Origin of the sequence: Prevotella sp. P2-180 (genome assembly GCF_002251435.1) — a bacterium.
Lineage (GTDB): Bacteria > Bacteroidota > Bacteroidia > Bacteroidales > Bacteroidaceae > Prevotella.
Genome location: NZ_NPJI01000103.1, coordinates 1 through 20,714, shown reverse-complemented (window position 1 = coordinate 20,714; position 20,714 = coordinate 1). Strand labels below are relative to the sequence as shown.

Genomic DNA, 20,714 nt, shown 5'->3' with positions numbered 1-20,714 from the left:
TTTGGCTGAAAAATCGGAGTTGTGAGCAAGAAATAAGTATGGGGAAATGGTCCATAGAAAACAATTTTTCAACCGACGCATTTTTCCGCTGGTTGAATACAAAACACAATTCAAGGGGTGTAGCGAAATGCGACATAGCTATGTAACGAGTCGTTACACCCCTATGTATCGAAATGTTACGCAGGGGAAATTAAGCATAAATTGACATTGTTGTTTCATGTCAAACTGGATAAATTCTAAATAATGATTAAATTATACAAGTTTTTTGGCATTTATTTTTTGCACAAAAGAAAAGCTTTGTAACTTTGGAGGAATTTTAAAATATTATTTTAAATTATGACAGAAAAGGTCATTAAAACAAATGCTGCCGAATGTGCAACTTTCGGTCGTATCATCAGCTTAAAAGTTGATGACATTGATGTTAATTACTCTCTTGACAAATTATCAGGGGCAATAGAGAAGGCATTTGAGACAAATGCCTCGTTATCAGACCGTGACTTCGGACATATATTGTTCGAAGAGGATAGCAACGAAGCAAACACAACTAACATCAAAACAACTATTATAGAAATGAAAGAGGATAACAAGAAGCACATTGCATTTACTCAGATTCCAACGTACATTGAGCATTTTCCTCAAGTGGAAACCATGGTTGACGAACTTGGTGCTTCGGGGCTGGGGACATGGCTACATCTTGTGCAGAAAATTTATCGAAATCCCTCAATGTCGATTACGAAGACTCAAGCTGAAGGAGAAAAGCTGAAAGGGGTAACAAAAAACACGATTAAGAAGGTCATCTACAACTATGGTCTGTTTGACATTGACGACTATGGACACGTCAGGAGCACCATTCCGCTCGTTAATGTCGATTCGGCAAAAAGCCAATCGAAATGCAAAAAGAAATCAAACGAATCCAAATCAGATTGTCAGCCATCGCCCGCGCGCGTATATAACATAAGAGAAAAAGAGGATGATAGAAAAAGATTAACTTCTTCTATTAAGAAGGAGCAGGGGCTTGCACTCATTGGGCTGTTGGATAAGTATTCTGATTGGGGGCATTCAATTACGTGCGACCCGGAACTTGGAGAACTTCTCTACCGACATTGGGACGAAGCTTTGGAATTGTTCAAGCAGCATGTAATTAGACAGAATACAATAGAGAATATGACCGATATAGACAAAACGCAGAAATACTTTGCAAATTACTGTTCTAACGACTATACACGTTCAAAACTTAAGCAGCATTTGGACGAGCTCGAGGAAAACACCAAACACGACAATCCATACAAATATGAGGATGCAACTTCTTGCATAGGAAATCGTAGCTACATGGGGATTCCGATTCCTGACTGTGCTCCTCCTCGTCCTTCCGACACTGCGCGATGGGATCAGACAAAATGGTTGGACTTTTAAACTGTATGCAATATGATAGAGACAGGAAAATATGACTATGAGGGTTATGGTATTAATGTAGATTCTGCCCGCGAGATACCTGGTACAGTCAACAAGTTCACTACGTTTTGTCCTCGATGCCATGCTGATAGGAAGCCATCGCATCAAAAGAAGCGTGAGCTGACTGTTTGGCCAGATTCCGGATACTGTAAATGTAATCACTGCGGGGAGACATGGCGTATGGACACCCGTGAATGGCAAGAGAAAAAGTCGGAAAGGAAAGAGATTGTAAAAAAGAAAGGAAACGGAAACAATATGAGGACATATGAACTACCGGCACCAATCGCCGAGGAGACTCTTCAGATTGAGCCAAAGCTTATGGGCTATCTTACTAAAACAAGAGGGCTGTCAGAAAGCGTTATTAAAGGCATGCGCATAGGTCAGGAAATGCACTATATATGTGAAACTAAGACAAAAGAGCCTTGTGTGGTGTTCAACTATTTCGAGAATGACACGCTCGTCCTGCAGAAGTTTAGGGATGAGAACAAGCATTTCGCCTCTACGACAAACTGTGAACAGATTCCATATAACATCAATTCTGCGCTTGGAAAGGAATGCGTGATAGTGACAGAAGGTGAGTTTGACACATTGGCTTTTCTTACTGCAGGAGCCGACTCTGTTGTGAGCTTGCCTAACGGTGCCAATAAAAACTTGGAATGTTTTAACAGATTCTATGATAGCCATTTCGCCGATAAGAAGAAGGTTTATGTGGCGACAGATATGGACACTCCAGGTGAAGAGGCTGCACAGGAAATCATTCGGCGATTTGGACCTGAGGTTTGTTACCGAGTCAGGTTTGCCGAAGACTGCAAGGATGCCAACGAACAGCTTGTAAAACATGGTGCCGAGAGCCTTATGGACTGCATTGCCAATGCCCAGCCAGCGCCAATAACAGACATAGTTGGCGTCGAGGATATTGAGCAACAACTCGATGAAATATATCAGAATGGTTTCACCCCAGGAATTCAAACTGGATGGCATAACCTCGACGTCACCAGACTGTCGTTTGCCACCAAACAGCTTGCCATCATAACAGGCCGAAGCAACGATGGAAAAAGCGAATGGACTGATGAACTTGCAATGCGTCTGGCTATCAATGCGAAATGTAAAATTGGATACTGGTCACCAGAGAATGTACAGATTGACCACGCCATCAAGATTGTCGAGAAACTCACCGGAAGACGCTATGGCAATGAAAAGGTTGACGGATTGTCAACTGAACAGCAAACTTTTGCCAAACAATGGTTGTCAAAAAACGTAAAATGGATAAATTTGCCATACGACAAACTCAAACTTGACAACATTCTTGATAAAGGGAGAAGTCTTGTCCGCGCCTTCGGAATACGCATCCTTGTGCTTGACCCGTACAACTTCATACTAAAAGAGACCGACAAGTATCACAACGAAAATTCTTGGGACAGTTATGCCGTGGGGCGCATACGCCAATTTGCCATCGACAACGACTTAATCGTTTTTCTTGTTGCGCATCCACGAAAAGTTGAAATGAAGGTGGATGGGCAAAAAAGAAGAATAACTATTGAGGACATAGCAGGAACGGCTGACTTTGGCAACAAGGCAGACTACGTGCTGTGCGTTGACCGAGGAGAAAAAGTGGTAACGGTCTATATCGACAAAGTTCGTAGAAAACAAAACGGTTCGAAAGGCAAGAAAGCTACATTCGTGTATGACATAATTAGTGGCAGATATTTTCCTTGTGAAATAGATGAGAAAGGTAATCCTATAAAAACAAATTATGACACGAAAAGTTGGCTTACTTGTGATGACATTATTCCTTTTAATGGGAATGCTGAGACCAACTCCGAGGTAAAGGGAATTGTATGTCAAGAAGATTTTTCTGATACGATTTTCTGAATTTTTAAACGCAACGTTGGAATTGCCGAAACCTGACGTTGCGTTTTTATATGTCTAACGTTGCATCTCCGCAAACGTAACATTACGTCTTCGGCAACGCAACGTTGCGGATGTTTTATTTCCACAATAATAAAATGGTGTTTAATCAAGAACAATCGGGGAAAATTACACTTTTCCAACACATATTCGTACAATTTTGACATTTTTCCAACACATATTCGTCCTTTTTTTACACTTTTCCAACACTACAGGAAGTGATTCTGGCATTTTTCCAACTTTTTCGGAGATGATTTTGTGGGGGGACGGGGGGGCAGTGCTCCAGGCAACGGCTGTTTTACACTTCCGGCATCGGCACTTCTGGTATCACCGTGTCCTCGATCTTGACGCCGGTTGTGCCGCTGATGAACATCGCGTAATAGATTGGCATGTAGGTTATGCCGTTTATGGTCTTCACCTCACGGTCGTTGCACAGGACTATGGCGCGGGCTACGGTGTAGTCGGGCGTGGCGAGAAACTTGGTCAGGGCACTGTGAATGGTGTAGTCTTTGCCCGACTTCACCTCTATGGGGAGGACGGTGAGACTGTTGAAGTCGTCGATCAGGAAATCCACTTCGCCACGTTGTTTGTTGTCGTAGTAGTGCAGCTTGCTGCCGTGGGCGTGAAGTTCCTGAGCTACAACGGTTTCATATACCGAACCGAGGTTTATGCTGCGCTTATCGCCGAGCACGGCATTGATGTTCAGTCCGTAGAGGAGGCTTGTCAGCAGGCCTACGTCGTTCAGGTAGAGCTTTATAAGGTTCTTGCTCTCCGACTCAATCAACGGGAAGCGTGGGTTGCTAATCGCCTGCACGGAAAGGGCTATGCCAGAGTTGGTGAGGTACTCAAATTCATCTGCATAGTCAGAGAATTGCTTGTGTCCTGCCTTGTCCTCAATGCGCTTCACCACTATCCGCTTTTTCTTGTTCTCCATGTTCGACGGTATCATCTCGTAGATTTTCCTTATCACGAGTCGGCGTTCGGTGTCGTATTGCGACGCGTCAATCTTGTAAAGATTAAGAATGTCGCGTTGCACTTCGCGCACGTGGGCTAAGTTTCTTGCCTCAAGGAATTTGTTTATCGCCTCTGGTAGTCCGCCTACGAGAAGATAAATTCTGAACTGCTGAAGGAAATAGTTGTGAAGGGGCTCGCTAAGAGACTCGTTTTTTTCGAAACATTCTCTTGCCCCGTCTATTGTGGCTTGTGCGCAGCCCATGGCAAGCAGAAACTCCTCGAAGTCGAGGGGGAACATTTCCACTACCGATATGCTGCCAATGGGCACCGATGCTGTTTGCGACAGTGCTACTCCAAGCTGAGAACCACTTGCAATATAGGTGTATCGCGCTTCCTGGTTCAGGAATTTTAGCATGGTCATGAGGTGTGGGTAACTATGAATTTCGTCGAGGAAGACCAGGGTGTCACTTTTTGTCCCTAGTTTGTTGCCGGCTATAGCGCCAAGCTGCAGGTGGAAATCGGCAGTACTCCGCACGGTGGAGAATACGCCCAAGCCTTCCTTGTCCTCCTTTAGGTTTATCTCGACGTAGTTCGTGAACATGCGTTTCCCTACATACTAATTTATGGCTGTACACAAAATAAATGATAAAAACAAGCTTTCAGGACTTTTTCCGTCATTTTAGGGGGCAAAAACAGGAATTATTCCGTTATTTTAGGGGGTAAAAACAGGAATTATTCCTTTTTTTTCTTGTGCTGGAGACATCATGTCCGTACCCTGACGGCATACATTCTGGCGAGAAGGAAGGAGGATAAAAAAGTTTGTATTTTAATGATATTTTTCTATGAAAATATTTGGTGGTTTCGGAATTTTTTAGTACCTTTGCATACGAAAGATGAAGCTATTAACAGTGGAGTCTTGAGCGATCTATTTTTTTTTAGTTTAACCTTAATAAGTTTTTACATTATGCTTAGTTATCAGATTTATCAAAGCCAACTGAAGGACAGCCCTTCGTTTGGCAAGTGGTATTGCCGAGTGGTAAGCAGTGAGACGTTCCATATTCCGGAACTCGCTGAACACATGGCCAGTCACAACACTCCATTGAGCAAGGGATTCCTTGAGGCAGTGCTGAAGGATGCAGTGAGCTGCATCAACGAACTGGCTCTCGACGGCAAGAGAGTAATTCTTGACAATCTTGTGTCGTTCGGACTTTCCGTGAAACACAAGATGGGAGCGGATACGGCAGATGAGTTCAGCATTGCGAAAAATGTTGATTCTGTTGTGCTCCAGGCAATCGGTGTAGGTGAGTTTTCCAAGTCGATGTTGACCAAGGCGGCGAAGCTCCGTGAGAGCAATAGCTACATGTCGCCCCGCACATCTACTTCGTCTGACACCGAAAGCCCAGGCACCGAGCCTTCCGCTCCAGACCCAGGTCAGGGTTCAGGTGACGACCTCGGCCAGTAGCCTTCTCTCTATTTAAAGGGGGAGTTATGATGGGGAGTTATGTGGGGATGTTATGAGAAGCCAATTGTTTATCCGCTGATGGTATTGGCCCTTTTTAACTCCCCATCATAACTCCCCTTTTTATTTAACTCCCCATCTCTTTATCTCTGTGGTTCAAAAAATACTTAGCCTAACAGTTACACAACCGCTTATGTTTAAAAAATGATAAAAAACGGGGCGTTTTGGCGGCGGTTTGCGAAAAAAATAGTACTTTAGCGAAGAAAATAGAAAAGGACATGATTTATTGTATATCGAAAACAATGGAAATATCGGCTTGCCACAACCTGAAGCTCAGCTACGATAGCAAGTGCTCAAGGCTGCACGGGCATAACTGGGAGGTGACCGTATATTGCGCCGCCACGGAACTTAACGCCGACGGAATGGTGATAGACTTCAAGCATGTGAAAGAGCTTATCCACGGACGTCTCGACCACGGCAACCTCAACGAACTGCTGCCTTTTAACCCTACGGCAGAGAACATTGCCGCATGGATAGTGAGAGAGGTGAAACCCTGCTACAAGGCATTGGTGAAGGAAAGCTATGGCAACGTAGCCATGGCCACCGACGACACATTCCCGATAGACCAACGCTATCTGATATGAGACAATACGCAGTAAACGAGATATTTTACTCCATTCAGGGCGAAGGGAGAAACACTGGGCGCGCTGCCGTGTTCATAAGGTTAAGCGGCTGCAACCTGAAATGCTCTTTTTGCGATACCGACCACCGGCAGCATACTCTCATGACCGCCAAGGAGATAGCCCAGGAAGCCGCGGCCTTGGTGACACCTTGGCACCGATGTGAGGAAAAGACCCTTGTGGTGCTCACGGGAGGCGAACCGTCGCTGCAGGTGGACACCGAGCTCACTGCCGAACTTCACGCAAGCATATACTGTGAGATAGCCATGGAGACCAACGGCACACGCATGGTGGCGGAGAGCGTAGACTGGATAACGCTCTCGCCGAAAGACATTTTCGTGGAAGGAGCAACGCCCGTGCTGGCCAAGGTGGACGAACTGAAGGTGGTGTATGACGGCATACACGACATTCCCGCTTATGACTTTATAGAAGCACGGTACAGATATCTGCAGCCGTGTGATACTGGAGATGAGGCACGCAACGCAGACATCATAAAAGGTTGCATAGACTTCGTGAAAAGTCATCCCCAATGGACTCTGTCGCTCCAGACACACAAGTGGCTTGGAGTGAGGTGAAGGGTGAAAATGAAGGTTGAAAATTGAAAAATGAAAATTGAAGGGTGAAAGTTGAAAGGGCGAAAGTTGAAAGATATTGTATAAAATTAAATAAATATAGGCAAAATCCTTTGTTTAGTTGGAAAAAAACATTAACTTTGCACCCTAAATAAGTAAATATCGTTTTGGAACAATTAGATATGACCCTTTTGGGGAAAATAGAATATCCGTCCGACCTTAGGAAGTTGGACGAGAACCAGTTGCCGGATGTGTGCGAGCAGTTGCGACGCGACATCGTCGACGAGCTTTCGGTCAACCCAGGCCATTTGGCTTCAAGCCTTGGCGTGGTGGAGCTGACCGTGGCTCTCCATTACGTTTTTGATACCCCCAACGACAGAATAGTGTGGGACGTGGGACACCAAGCCTACGGCCATAAGATACTCACCGGGCGCCGCGAGCTGTTCTACACCAACCGCAAGCTGCACGGCATAATGCCTTTCCCGTCGCCGAAAGAAAGCGAGTATGACACATTCACCTGTGGACATGCCAGCAACTCCATATCGGCTGCGCTTGGCATGGCAGTGGCAACAAAGGCCAAGGGCGTGCACAGGCATGTGGTGGCAGTGATAGGCGACGGAGCCATGAGTGGCGGACTGGCCTTTGAGGGACTCAACAACGTGTCACAGCAGCCTAACGACATGCTTATCATACTGAACGACAATAACATGTCGATAGACCGCTCGGTGGGAGGAATGAAGCAATACTTGCTCGGACTGAACACCAACGAGACGTACAACGCACTGAAATTCAAGGTGTCGAGATGGATGCACTCGCGTGGCTATCTTGAAGACGACCGCCGCAAGGGACTCATCAGGCTGAGCAACGCGCTGAAGTCGGCCATAAGCCACCAGCAGAACATTTTTGAGGGGCTCGACATAAGATATTTCGGACCCTTCGACGGCCACAACGTGAAGGAGCTCGTGAGAATACTCAAGCAGCTCAAGGGAATGAGCGGACCAAAACTGCTGCACCTGCACACCGTGAAAGGAAAGGGCTACGAACCGGCTGAAAAGTCGGCCACCATCTGGCATGCACCTGGAAAGTTTGACGTCGACACCGGCGAACGCATAGTGAAGGACACCACAGGACAACCACCAAGGTTTCAGGACGTGTTTGGCGAGACACTGCTCGAACTGGCACGACAGAACCAGAGGATAGTGGGAGTGACACCGGCCATGCCCACAGGATGCTCGATGAACATCATGATGGACGAAATGCCCGACCGCACTTTCGACGTGGGCATAGCCGAAGGACATGCCGTGACCTTCTCCGGAGGCATGGCAAAGGAGGGCATGATACCTTTCTGCAACATCTACTCCGCCTTCTCGCAACGGTCTTACGACAACGTGATACACGACGTGGCTATACTCAACCTGCCCGTGGTGTTGTGTCTCGACCGTGCCGGTCTCGTGGGCGAAGATGGCCCTACACACCATGGCGCCTTCGACATAGCCTCGCTCAGGCCAGTGCCCAACATGACCATCTGTTCGCCATACGACGAGCACGAACTGCGCCGCATGATGTATACGGCACAGAAAAACGGCAAGGGACCGTTTGTCATCAGATACCCAAGAGGCAACGGGTATCTGTCTGACTGGCGTTGCAAACTGGAGGAAATAACAGTGGGGACAGGACGCAGGCTGAAGGACGGCAGCGACCTGGCCGTGCTCACACTCGGACCCATAGGACACAACGCGGCGGAGGCTATTGCCGAACTGGAGAAGGAACAGCCAGGACGAACCATCGCACACTACGACATGAGATTTGTGAAACCACTCGACGAAAAACTGCTGAAGGAAGTGGCTGAAAGATACGGGACAGTGGTGACCGTGGAAGACGGAGTGAGAAACGGAGGGTTCGGGTCGGCTGTGCTCGAATGGCTTAGCGACCACGGCTACAATACAAAAGTGACAAGGCTCGGACTGCCCGACACGTTTGTGGAACACGGAAAGGTGGAAGAACTGCAACATATAGTGGGAATAGACAAGGAAGGAATAAAAAAAGCACTGAAATGAAGATAATCATAGCCGGAGCTGGTGCTGTGGGCACCCATCTTGCAAAACTGCTGTCGAGGGAACACCAGGAATGTACACTCATGGACCCCGACCCAAGCCGACTCGATGGACTCGACAGCGACTATGACATCATGACCATGGTGGGCTCGCCTACAAGCATAAAGGCGCTACAGGCGGCCGACACCAATAATGCCGACCTCTTCGTGGCCGTTACTCCCGACGAGAGCCGCAACATGAACGCATGCATACTGGCACATGCCATAGGCGCGAAGAAAACCGTGGCACGCATCGACAACTATGAATACCTCGACATAAAGCTCAAGCCCTTCTTCCGCGAACTGGGCATCGACTCTCTCATTTATCCCGAAGTGCTCGCGGCACAGGACATCATCAACGGGCTGAAAATGAGCTGGGTGAGGCAGAGATGGGACGTACATGGCGGCGCACTCGTGATGCTCGGAGTGAAACTGCGCGAGACGTGCGAGATACTCAACCAGCCGCTGAGGGAACTCTGCGGACCGGAAGACCCTTACCACATCGTGGCAATCAAGAGAGGCGGAGACACCATCATACCAGGAGGTAACGACGAACTGCGCAACTCAGACTTCGCCTACTTCATGACCACAAAGGAATTCATACCTTATATAAGAAAGGTGGCGGGAAAGGAACACTATGCCGACGTGAAAAACGTAATCATAATGGGAGGAAGCAAGACAACGGTGAGAACAGCACTCACCGTGCCAGACTATATGAACGTGAAGGTGATAGAACGCGACACGGCAAGGTGTGAGCAACTGAACGAACTGCTCAGCGACACCGACACCATGGTGATACACGGCGACGGACGCGACATCGGCATGCTCATGGAAGAGGGAATAAGAAACACACAGGCCTTCGTGGCTCTCACAGAAAATGCGGAAACCAACATATTGGCCTGCCTCACGGCAAAAAAACTCGGAGTGAGAAAAACCGTGGCAATGGTGGAAAACCTCGACTATGTGGACATGGCAGAGGGACTCGACATCGGTACCATCATCAACAAAAAGACAATAGCCGCAAGCCACATCTTCCAACTCATGCTCGACGCCGACGTGAGCAACATGAGGTCGCTAATGGTGGCCGACTCCGACGTGGCTGAATTCACCGCCGCACAAGGTTCGCCAGTGACACGAAAACCAGTGAAAGACCTCGGACTGCCAACGGGAGTGACCATAGGCGGACTGGTGCGCCGCAACGTGGGAATGCTCGTCAACGGTAACTCGCAGATAGAGGCAGGCGACTCGGTGATGGTGTTCTGTCACGAACATAACCTAAAGAAAGTGGAAAAGTACTTTAAGCCTAAAACACTATGGTAAACTACGGCATACTATCGAAGATACTCGGACAATTGCTGTATATCGAGGCGCTCATGATGATAGCTTGTTTCGGCACGTCGCTCTTTTATGGAGAAGACGACATGCTGGCGTTTCTCATCTCGGCACTCATCACCATTGCAGGAGGATTGGTATTCAGATATTTCGGACGCGATGCCAACAACCGTCTCAGCCGTCGCGACGCATATCTCGTGGTGACGGCCACGTGGCTGGTATTCAGTGTGTTCGGAATGTTTCCATATCTCATAGGAGGCTATATCCCCAATCTTGCCGACGCTTACTTCGAGACCATGTCGGGATTTACCACCACCGGTGCGTCGATACTCGACGACGTGGAGCACATGCCGCACGGCATACTCTTCTGGAGGTCGATGACACAATGGATAGGCGGTCTCGGAATAGTGTTTTTCACCATAGCCATACTCCCATCGATAGTGGGAGGAAGCATGAAGGTGTTTGCAGCAGAAGCAACCGGTCCCATAAAGTCGAAACTCCATCCGAGGCTTAGTACCAGCGCAAAATGGATATGGAGCATCTACACAGTGCTGACCATAGCCTGCATCGCATCGTTTAAGGTGGCGGGAATGGGATGGTACGACAGTGTGAACTATTCCATGACAACCACTGCCACAGGCGGTTTTGCGCCACACAACGACTCGCTGCTGCATTTCCACTCGCCGCTGATAGAATACATAGGCATACTGTTTCAGTTTCTCTCAGGCATCAACTTCGTGCTGCTTTACACTGCCACGTTCAAACTCAAACCCAAGGCTCTGCTCTCCAATTCAGAGTTCAAGCTCTTTATAAGCGTCATCGTCATTTCCACAATGTGGATAATGTATCTGCTCATCGCATACAACGGCTACAACCTCGAACCGGCCTTCAGAAGCGCCCTGTTCCAGGTGGTGTCGTTCATAACCACCACAGGACTGTTCAACGACGACGCCGGACAGTGGCATCACCTCACATGGGTGATACTCGGACTCTGCATGTTTGTCGGCTCTTGTGCGGGAAGCACCAGCGGAGGCTTCAAGTGCATAAGGGTTGTGATGGTGCTGAAGGTGATGCGCAACGAGTTCAAACGCATACTGCATCCAAATGCGGTGCTACCGATAAAGGTGAACGGGCAGCATGTGCCACAAGACAAGATACTCTCGCTGATGTCTTTTTTTGCAGTAAGCGGGATAATGTGTATCATCGTGGCAACGCTGATGATTGCGATAGGCATAGACCATACAAATGCCATAACGATATCGTTGAGTTGCGTGAGCAACGTGGGACCGACACTCGGTACAGACATTGGACCGGTCATGTCGTGGTCGTCGCTGCCGGAGACAATAAAATGGGTGTGTTCACTGCTCATGCTTATGGGACGTCTTGAAATCATGACCGTGCTCGTGATATTCACACCGGCATTCTGGAAAGACAACTAAGAATAAAAACCAAACATACAACTACAACACTTTAAACCTTCAAATAGATATTGGTTTAATAAATAAAAAGTAAAGAAATGGAAATTTTGAAGTTTAAGCCTTTGCTGAAATCTACTATTTGGGGTGGAAGCAAAATTGTACCTTTCAAAAAACTTAGCTCGGAACAAACTAACGTGGGAGAGAGCTGGGAAGTGTCGGGTGTGAAAGACAACGAGTCGGTAGTGGCTCAGGGAAAGTATGAGGGACGCAACCTCAACCAACTCGTGGAGGAACTGAAGGAAAAACTCGTGGGAAAGGAAAACTACGAACGATTCGGCAACACTTTCCCGCTGCTCGTGAAGTTTATTGACGCCCAGCAAGACCTGTCAATACAAGTGCATCCTGACGACGAAACGGCCCACCGACAGGGAAAACCGATGGGAAAAACAGAAATGTGGTATGCTCTCGACTCTGACGCCGACGCCACACTGCGCGTCGGACTGAAAAAGACCATCACGCCAGAGACCTATAAGACCATGGTGGAAGACGGGACTATAGTAGACGCACTGGCACAGTATAACCTGAAGGCCGACGACTGCTTCTTTATACCGGCAGGAAGAATTCACGCCATCTGCAAGGGCTCGTTTGTGGCTGAGATACAGCAGACAAGCGACGTGACATACCGCATCTACGACTACAAGCGACGCGACAAGGACGGCAACTACCGACAGCTTCACACAGAAGAGGCTGCAGAGGCTATCGACTACACTGTGCTCGACGACTACCGCACGCGGTATACCCCGGAAAAAAACCAGCCCGTGCAGCTCGTCACATGTCCCTTCTTCTCTACTGCCGTTTACGACCTCGACGAGCCAATGACCCTCGACTATTCCGAACTCGACAGCTTCGTGATACTCATAGCACTGAAGGGAGAGGCCACGCTGACCACGTCAGATGGAGAAACACAGACATTGCGCCAAGGAGAAACCATACTGCTGCCTGCCACTGCCGACGTGGTGAAGGTAGACGGAAATATCAAGTTCCTTGAGACATACGTATGATTTAACAAAATTTTCAACAGAAAGTTTTGGAATTACATATTTTCTTCATATTTTTGCAAAAAAATTAGAGACATCTAACAACATAGCGCAAAATTAAGTATGAAATATGTAGCATTACCAGAAGAAAAGGTGCGTCGCTTGTCGTTCTATCTCGCTATGGAAGAGTACATTGCGCGGAATATAGACGAGGACGACCTCTTCTTTATGTGGCAGGTGGAGCCAAGTGTAATATTTGGAAGAAACCAGCTGATAGAAAATGAGGTGAATCTCGATTTTTGCCGAAACCATGGCATAAAAACCTACAGAAGAAAGAGCGGAGGAGGATGTGTGTATGCAGATATGAGCAACATCATGTTCTCTTACGTGACAAAAGATGAAGCCGTGGGATTCACATTCAACAGATATATTAATATGGTGGTGCTGGTACTACAGAAACTTGGCGTCGACGCAAGGGCAAGCGGAAGAAACGACATCATGATAGGAGACAGAAAAGTGTCGGGCAACGCTTTCTATCACATTCCGGGAAGAAGTATCGTTCACGGCACAATGCTATACGACACCGACATGGTCAACATGGTGGGAGCAATAACACCTAACGACGAGAAACTCGTGAGCAAGGGAGTGGCAAGCGTAAGACAACGCATAGCACTGCTAAAAGACTTCATAAACATAGACATCGAGCAGTTTAAAACCTTCGTGAGAAACAACCTCTGCCAATCTGAAATAACACTTGGTGAAGAAGACGTAAAAGGCATTGAGGAAATTGAAAAGGAATACCTAACCGACGAATTCGTTTACGGAAACAATCCAAAATACACCATAATAAAAAAAGGACGAATAGAAAACGTAGGGGAGTTCCAGATAAGAATAGAGGCAAAAAACGGAGTGATAAAGGCTATGACTATGCTCGGCGACTATTTCATAGTGGGAAACATAGACGACATCGTAAGACCGCTGAAAGGGGTAGAGCTCACATGGGATGCAATGGCAAAGGCTCTGCCAGAAAAACTCGACAAAACGATAATGAACCTGAAAAAGCAGGACTTCTTGTCGTTGATACTTGGATAGACAACTAACGATTTGACAAAATAATACTAACGAAATAATAACCGCAAAACAATGGAAGAAAACAAAAAAACGTGCCTTTACGACAAGCACGTGGCTCTTGGGGCACTGATAAGTCCTTTCGGAGGATTTGACATGCCAATTCAGTATTCGACAATCATTGACGAGCACCAGGCTGTGAGAAACGACTGCGGTGTGTTCGATGTATCCCACATGGGTGAGGTGACTGTAAAAGGCAAGGATGCAGAGGCTTACGTCAACCACATCTTCACCAACGACGTGCGTGGACTGGAGAATGGAAAAATTCTCTATGGAATGATGTGCTATGAAAACGGAGGCACCGTCGACGACCTGCTCGTATACAAAATGGCCGACAACGATTTCTTCATCGTCATCAACGCTGCCAACATCGACAAGGACTGGGCATGGATGCAGGAACATGCAAAGGGTTACGACATCGACATGCAGAACCGCTCAGACTTCTACGGACAGATAGCCGTGCAGGGACCGAACTCGGAAAAAGTAGTGGAGGAAGTGCTCGGACTTGAATGTAACGAACTCACGTTCTACACCGTGAAGACCATTGGCGACGTGATAGTCAGCCGCACAGGATACACCGGAGAGGACGGGTTCGAAATATATGGCTCGCATGAGTACATACGCGAATGCTGGGACAAACTGATGGCTTCAGGCAGATGCAAGCCTTGCGGACTCGGATGCCGCGACACACTGCGATTTGAGGTGGGACTGCCACTGTATGGCGACGAACTCTCTGCCGACATCTCGCCTGTAATGGCAGGACTGGGCATCTTCTGCAAACTCGACAAGCCTGACTTCATCGGACGTGAGGCTCTCGTTGACCAAAAAGAAAACGGAGTGGCTAAGAGACTCGTGGGAATTGAACTCGAAGGAAAGGCTATACCGCGTCACGGATATGCTGTGATAAAGGACGGGGAGACAGTGGGAGAGGTGACCACAGGCTACCATACCATCTCTACCGACAAGAGCGTGTGCATGGCTCTCGTAAACGTACCTTTCAACAAACTCGGCACCCAGCTCGAGGTGCAGATAAGGAAAAAGACTTTCCCTGGAGTGGTGGTGAAGAAAAAGTTCTACGAAAAGCATTATAAAAAATAATCAGATATAACAAATCTTTAAAACATTATAACTATTATGGCAAAGGTAATTGAAGGACTCTATTATTCTGAGTCACACGAGTATGTAAGGGTTGAAGGCGAGTACGGATATGTAGGCATCTCTGACTACGCACAGCACGCCCTCGGTAATATTGTATATGTTGACATGCCAGAAGTCGACGACGAAGTGGTGGCAGGTGAGGACTTCGGTGCTGTGGAGAGCGTGAAGGCTGCCAGCGACCTCATTTCGCCCGTCAGCGGCACTGTAGTTGAGGTGAACGAGGCTCTTGAGGACGAACCGGAACTCGTAAATAAAGACGCCTTCGAAAACTGGATTATAAAAGTGGAACTTTCTGACAAGGCTGAGCTCGACAACCTCATGGATGCGGCAGCATACGAGAAGTTCTGCGAGAATGAAGAGTAAGGATATTTCCATCATTCGTAAATCGAAATTACAACAATGCAATACAAGTTTTTCCCACATACGGAAGAAGACCTGAAAGAGATGCTGGCTAAAGCCGGCGTCTCTTCTTTGGATGGTCTTTATGCTGAAGTGCCGGAAAGTATTCGGTTTAAAGGCGAATATGACCTGCCGGAAGCTAAAAGTGAATTGGAGATAAGACAGTTTTTCGGAAAACTCGGAAAAAAGAATAAACAACTCGTTTGCTTCGCAGGGGCAGGAACTTACGACCACTACACTCCGTCGGTAATACCAAGCATCGTGGAACGCTCCGAGTTCCTCACTTCTTATACTCCTTATCAGGCGGAAATTTCACAAGGCACACTGCACTACATCTTCGAATATCAGTCGATGATGGCTGAAATGACTGGAATGGACATATCAAACGCATCGATGTATGATGGTTCTACTGCCACTGCTGAGGCGGCACTGATGTGTGTGGCTGCCGGAAAAAAGGCTAACAAGGTGCTCGTTGCGGAAACATTAGACCCAAAAACCATTGAGGTAATCAACACCTATGCACATTTCCACGGTATCGACATCGAAATGGTGAAGGCCACAGACGGAGTGACCGACCGCGACGACTTCATGACAAAGATTGCACAGGGGGGCGTGGCAGGAATGATCGTGCAGCAACCTAACTACTACGGAAACGTGGAGGACTACGAGGGATTTGCTTATGCGGCACACGCTAACAAGGCGCTCTTAGTCATGAACAGCATCATCAGCGACCTCGCTCTGCTAAAGACACCGGGTGAGTGGGGGGCTGACATCGCTGTGGGAGACGGACAAAGCCTCGGCATCCCAATGACATTCGGAGGACCGTCGCTCGGATACATGTGCTGCACGGAAAAACTGCTGAGAAAACTACCGGGACGTATCGTCGGAATGACTAAGGACAACCGCGGACAGAGAGCTTTCGTGCTCACTCTCCAGGCTCGCGAACAACACATACGCCGACAGAAAGCCACGTCGAACATTTGTTCTAACGAAAGCCTAATGGCACTCTTTGTCACCATCTACATGTCGCTCATGGGAAAGGAAGGCGTGAAGGAGGCTGCAAGACTGTCTTACGCCGGAGCTCACTACATGGCGGATAAACTCCTTGCAACCGGTAAGTTTACCATGGCGTTTGACAAACCTTTCTTCAATGAGTTCTGCGTACGTTACAACGGAAATGTCGACGCTCTTCAGAAGAAATTCATCGTCAATGGCTTCTTCGGAGGTATTAAAGTGGCTGAAGACACTATCATGTTTGCAGTCACGGAGAAACGTACAAAAGAGGAAATTGACACATTGGTAAGTTTAATTTAAGGAGGTGACAATATGAACAACAAATTATATGGAAATCTGATTTTCGAGCTTTCTAAGCAAGGCCGACGTGGATATTCACTTCCAAAAAACCAATTTGGCGAATATCAAATTCCTACCGAACAGTGCAGAAAGGAAGATGCTGCACTGCCTGAGTGCGACGAGATGACTGTGGTGAGACATTATACAAACCATAGCGAAAACAATTTCGGAGTAAACAACGGATTCTATCCGCTTGGTAGCTGTACAATGAAGTACAATCCAGTGATAAATGAAGAGGTGGCCAACATGCCGGAGTTTACATCTCTGCATCCTATGCAGCCTGAAGAAACTGTAACAGGAGCACTCGATGTTTACGATACACTGCAGAAACAACTTTCGGCTATTGCGGGCCTTAGCAAATTCACTCTCAACCCCTTCGCAGGAGCACACGGAGAGCTCACAGGACTCATGATCATAAGGGCATACCACGAGAGCAGAGGCGACAAGAAACGTGTGAAGGTAATAATTCCTGACTCGGCACACGGAACTAACCCTGCATCGGCTGCTGTTTGCGGACTTCAAGTGGTGGAGGTGAAGAGCACGGCACAGGGATATGTTGACGTTAACGACCTCAAGGGACTGCTTGACGACACCGTGGCTGCCATGATGATGACTAATCCGAACACGCTCGGTATGTTTGAACAAGACATTCCTGAAATAGCAAAGCTCGTACATGAGTGTGGGGCTTTGATGTATTACGACGGAGCTAACCTCAACCCGATGCTCGGAGCTAGCCGGCCTGGCGATATGGGATTTGACGTTATGCACATCAACCTGCATAAGACATTCTCCACACCTCACGGCGGTGGAGGACCTGGAGCAGGACCGGTGGGAGTGAGGGCTGGACTTGAACAGTTCTTGCCGAAGGCTTCATCCGCCTTGTCGATTGCTGATGTTAAGCATATTGATTTTGCCGACGAGGATGCTGGAGGAAGAATTTCTGTCGGTGGGTATCACGGAAACTTCGCAGTGCTATTGCGCGCCCTCACATACATACTCACTCTCGGACGGGAAAACCTGAAACTGGTGGGACCTCTCGCAACTCTTAACGCCAACTATATCAAGGAGTCGCTAAAAGATGACTATCTGCTGCCCATAGAGGGTTTGTGCAAGCATGAGTTCGTGTTCGACGGACTTAGAGACAAGTCTACTGGCGTGACCACCATGGATGTGGCTAAACGTCTGCTCGACTATGGTTATCATGCGCCTACAATCTATTTCCCGCTACTCTTCCACGAGTCGCTCATGATTGAGCCTACAGAAAATGAGAGCAAGGATACCATCGACGGATTTATTGCAGTGATGAAAAAGATTGCAGAAGAGGCAAAAACGAACCCTGACATAGTGAAGAGCGCACCGCACAATACTCCTATTGGACGTGTGGACGATGTGCTGGCTGCTAAGCATCCTGTGGTAAAGTTTAAGGATATTGAGGCATGAACAAGTCTGATATTATCATAATTGGTAGCGGTCCTGGGGGATACAGAACCGCTGCCTATGCCGCTTATAAAGGAAAAACAGTTACTATCTTTGAAGAGGGGCATCTGGGGGGAACTTGCCTTAATGTGGGTTGTATTCCTACAAAGACTTTTGCTCGTTCTGCTGAAGCTGTCGATGAAATCCGTAATGCTGCTCAACTCGGGCTTAAGGCGGTAGAACCGCAGTTCGAATTAGCTAATATCGTTGCGCGCAAGGATAATATTGTTGACCAATTGCGTCAGGCCATTGCTGCTGTGCTATCTGCTCCAGGAATAACTTTAATCAATAAAAAGGCGTCCTTTGTTGATGATCATACTGTTGAGGCTGATGGTGAACGTTATACGGCCGATAATATCATCATTGCTACAGGATCGTCACATAAGACACTGCGACTTGAAACTCTTGACGAGTCAATGCTTCTAACTTCAGACTCGTTGTTGTCGCTTACCGACTTCCCAAGACGTCTTGTGATTGTCGGAGCTGGGGTTATCGGAATGGAGTTCGCTAGCATCTTCAGACAACTCGGAGCAGAGGTGACAGTCGTCGAGTTCCTTAAAGAATGCATTCCTGCTCTTGATGCTGACATAGCAAAACGATTGCGTAAAGTGCTTGAAAAGAAAGGGGTTGAGTTCTATATGCAGTCGGCTGTCAAAAAAATTGCAGACGGATGCGTCTCTTTCGAACGAAAAGGAAAGGTACTGTCGGTTGAGGCGGATAAAGTGCTTATGGCTGTGGGACGAAAACCTAATGTTGAGGGATATGGCCTTGAAAACACATCCATACAGTACGACCAACGAGGTATTGTTGTTGACGACAATATGCTCACAAACGTAAACGGGGTTTATGCCATTGGCGACGTCAACGCTCGTATGATGCTGGCTCATGCTGCCACCATGCAGGGACTTCATGTCGTTAATCATATCATTGGCGAGTCTGATGTTATCGACCTAAACATTATGCCTGCTGCCATATTCACCAATCCTGAGGCAGCGTGCGTGGGAAAAACCGAAGAACAACTTAAGGCCGAAGGTGTTGAAGTGGAGGTGAGAAAGAAAAACTATCGCACCAATGGACGCGCACTTGCAATGGCTGAGGCTGAAGGTATGATCAAGTTGGTAGCCGATGCTAACTCCGGAGCTATTCTCAGTTGTCACGCCTACGGCTCGCACAGTGCTGATATCGTTCAGGAAATAAGTGCACTTATGTGTAGGAAGACTACATTGAAGCAACTTCACGAAATGGTGCACATTCATCCTACACTTAATGAAATGTTGCAGGAAATTTAGTCAACTATTGTTTTCCTACTGAATCATTAGTATGTCATTCCTTCGCATAATAATATAAGGTGTGAGTGTTGCGAATAGTAAAGGTGTGTAAATTAACGTTAAATTTAGACACTTTTCTTTCAAAATGTTTGGAGTGTATTGAAAAAGTCCGTACCTTTGCACTCGCTTTTGAGAACAACGCTTCTCTTGAGCGACAGAAAAAGAGTTCTTTGAAAGATTTACATAACAGAGAAGTAGTAGTACAAGAAGCAATTGAGAAATCAATTGGGTAAACGAACCGTCAATTTTATGATTGATAAAGGTTTCTTTAGACTTGATATTATAATGGCGTCCTGAATACAATCAGACAATGGTCTCCCTTCCGTCACTTTTTTTTTAGAGTGCGGTAAGGTGATCTAAAAATATTATTTACAATGTAGAGTTTGATCCTGGCTCAGGATGAACGCTAGCTACAGGCTTAACACATGCAAGTCGCGGGGCAGCATGAATTTAGCTTGCTAAATTTGATGGCGACCGGCGCACGGGTGAGTAACGCGTATCCAACCTTCCCCTGTCCACGGGATAGCCCGTCGAAAGGCGGATTAATACCGTATGAGGTCACATGACGGCATCAGAGTGTGACGAAAGGTTTTGCGGACAGGGATGGGGATGCGTCCGATTAGCTTGTTGGCGGGGTAACGGCCCACCAAGGCAACGATCGGTAGGGGTTCTGAGAGGAAGGTCCCCCACATTGGAACTGAGACACGGTCCAAACTCCTACGGGAGGCAGCAGTGAGGAATATTGGTCAATGGGCGAGAGCCTGAACCAGCCAAGTAGCGTGCAGGATGACGGCCCTATGGGTTGTAAACTGCTTTTATGCGGGGATAACGTGCACCACGTGTGGTGTATTGCAGGTACCGCATGAATAAGGACCGGCTAATTCCGTGCCAGCAGCCGCGGTAATACGGAAGGTCCGGGCGTTATCCGGATTTATTGGGTTTAAAGGGAGCGTAGGCCGCTGTTTAAG

16 protein-coding genes and 1 rRNA gene are annotated in these 20,714 nt (G+C 47.4%); 16 read left to right on the top strand and 1 reads right to left on the bottom strand.

Translation table 11 applies throughout. From position 1 onward, the window contains the following. The first annotated feature begins 336 nt into the window (after positions 1-336). Both CIK98_RS14480 and CIK98_RS14475 read left to right on the top strand, forming a co-directional pair. Positions 337-1,413: a Lin1244/Lin1753 domain-containing protein gene (locus tag CIK98_RS14480; protein WP_094385460.1), complete on the top strand. Its 1,077-nt coding sequence runs from the start codon at positions 337-339 to the stop codon at positions 1,411-1,413. Between the two features lie 12 nt (positions 1,414-1,425). Then, complete coding sequence (locus tag CIK98_RS14475; RefSeq protein ID WP_094385458.1) at positions 1,426-3,324, top strand: toprim domain-containing protein; 1,899 nt, start codon at positions 1,426-1,428, stop codon at positions 3,322-3,324. 334 nt (positions 3,325-3,658) lie between these two features. Here CIK98_RS14475 and CIK98_RS14470 read toward each other — a convergent pair whose 3' ends face one another. Further along, positions 3,659-4,915, bottom strand: a complete 1,257-nt coding sequence (locus tag CIK98_RS14470; protein WP_094385456.1) for an ATP-binding protein — start codon at positions 4,913-4,915, stop codon at positions 3,659-3,661. A gap of 363 nt (positions 4,916-5,278) precedes the next feature. On the opposite strand from CIK98_RS14470, the gene CIK98_RS14465 reads away from it, so the two are divergent. The 14 genes from CIK98_RS14465 to CIK98_RS14400 all read left to right on the top strand — a co-directional run. Continuing rightward, positions 5,279-5,776: a hypothetical protein gene (locus tag CIK98_RS14465; RefSeq protein WP_094385454.1), complete on the top strand. Its 498-nt coding sequence runs from the start codon at positions 5,279-5,281 to the stop codon at positions 5,774-5,776. Between the two features lie 278 nt (positions 5,777-6,054). Then, entirely contained in the window at positions 6,055-6,417 is a 363-nt protein-coding gene (locus CIK98_RS14460; protein ID WP_094385553.1) for a 6-carboxytetrahydropterin synthase, read from the top strand. Beyond that, the gene (locus CIK98_RS14455) at positions 6,414-7,028 is read left to right on the top strand and encodes a radical SAM protein (protein WP_094385452.1); all 615 of its coding nucleotides are present in this window, start codon (positions 6,414-6,416) and stop codon (positions 7,026-7,028) included. Before CIK98_RS14460 ends, CIK98_RS14455 begins: the two co-directional genes overlap by 4 nt. A 179-nt stretch (positions 7,029-7,207) precedes the next feature. Then, positions 7,208-9,082: a 1-deoxy-D-xylulose-5-phosphate synthase gene (gene dxs / locus CIK98_RS14450; RefSeq protein ID WP_094385551.1), complete on the top strand. Its 1,875-nt coding sequence runs from the start codon at positions 7,208-7,210 to the stop codon at positions 9,080-9,082. After that, complete coding sequence (trkA, locus tag CIK98_RS14445) at positions 9,079-10,437, top strand: Trk system potassium transporter TrkA (RefSeq protein WP_094385450.1); 1,359 nt, start codon at positions 9,079-9,081, stop codon at positions 10,435-10,437. Before dxs ends, trkA begins: the two co-directional genes overlap by 4 nt. Beyond that, on the top strand, positions 10,431-11,888 hold the full coding sequence (locus CIK98_RS14440) for a TrkH family potassium uptake protein (protein ID WP_094385448.1): 1,458 nt from the start codon (positions 10,431-10,433) through the stop codon (positions 11,886-11,888). The genes trkA and CIK98_RS14440 overlap by 7 nt, the downstream gene beginning before the upstream one ends. A 77-nt stretch (positions 11,889-11,965) precedes the next feature. Then, a complete protein-coding gene (locus tag CIK98_RS14435) occupies positions 11,966-12,928 on the top strand; it encodes a type I phosphomannose isomerase catalytic subunit (RefSeq protein ID WP_094385446.1) in 963 nt (320 codons plus the stop codon). A gap of 99 nt (positions 12,929-13,027) precedes the next feature. Next, complete coding sequence (locus tag CIK98_RS14430) at positions 13,028-13,996, top strand: lipoate--protein ligase (protein WP_094385444.1); 969 nt, start codon at positions 13,028-13,030, stop codon at positions 13,994-13,996. A gap of 51 nt (positions 13,997-14,047) precedes the next feature. After that, the gene (gcvT, locus tag CIK98_RS14425; protein ID WP_094385442.1) at positions 14,048-15,130 is read left to right on the top strand and encodes a glycine cleavage system aminomethyltransferase GcvT; all 1,083 of its coding nucleotides are present in this window, start codon (positions 14,048-14,050) and stop codon (positions 15,128-15,130) included. A gap of 36 nt (positions 15,131-15,166) precedes the next feature. Next, positions 15,167-15,553: a glycine cleavage system protein GcvH gene (gene gcvH / locus CIK98_RS14420; RefSeq protein ID WP_094385440.1), complete on the top strand. Its 387-nt coding sequence runs from the start codon at positions 15,167-15,169 to the stop codon at positions 15,551-15,553. Positions 15,554-15,589: 36 nt separating this feature from the next. After that, positions 15,590-16,903: an aminomethyl-transferring glycine dehydrogenase subunit GcvPA gene (gcvPA, locus tag CIK98_RS14415; protein ID WP_094385438.1), complete on the top strand. Its 1,314-nt coding sequence runs from the start codon at positions 15,590-15,592 to the stop codon at positions 16,901-16,903. A gap of 12 nt (positions 16,904-16,915) precedes the next feature. Beyond that, entirely contained in the window at positions 16,916-18,382 is a 1,467-nt protein-coding gene (gene gcvPB, locus CIK98_RS14410) for an aminomethyl-transferring glycine dehydrogenase subunit GcvPB (RefSeq protein WP_094385436.1), read from the top strand. Then, positions 18,379-19,707 carry a dihydrolipoyl dehydrogenase gene (gene lpdA, locus CIK98_RS14405; protein WP_094385435.1) on the top strand — a complete coding sequence of 443 codons (1,329 nt, stop codon included), beginning with the start codon at positions 18,379-18,381 and terminating at the stop codon, positions 19,705-19,707. Before gcvPB ends, lpdA begins: the two co-directional genes overlap by 4 nt. A 410-nt stretch (positions 19,708-20,117) precedes the next feature. Continuing rightward, positions 20,118-20,714: ribosomal RNA gene (locus CIK98_RS14400) — 16S ribosomal RNA — on the top strand; the annotation flags it as partial.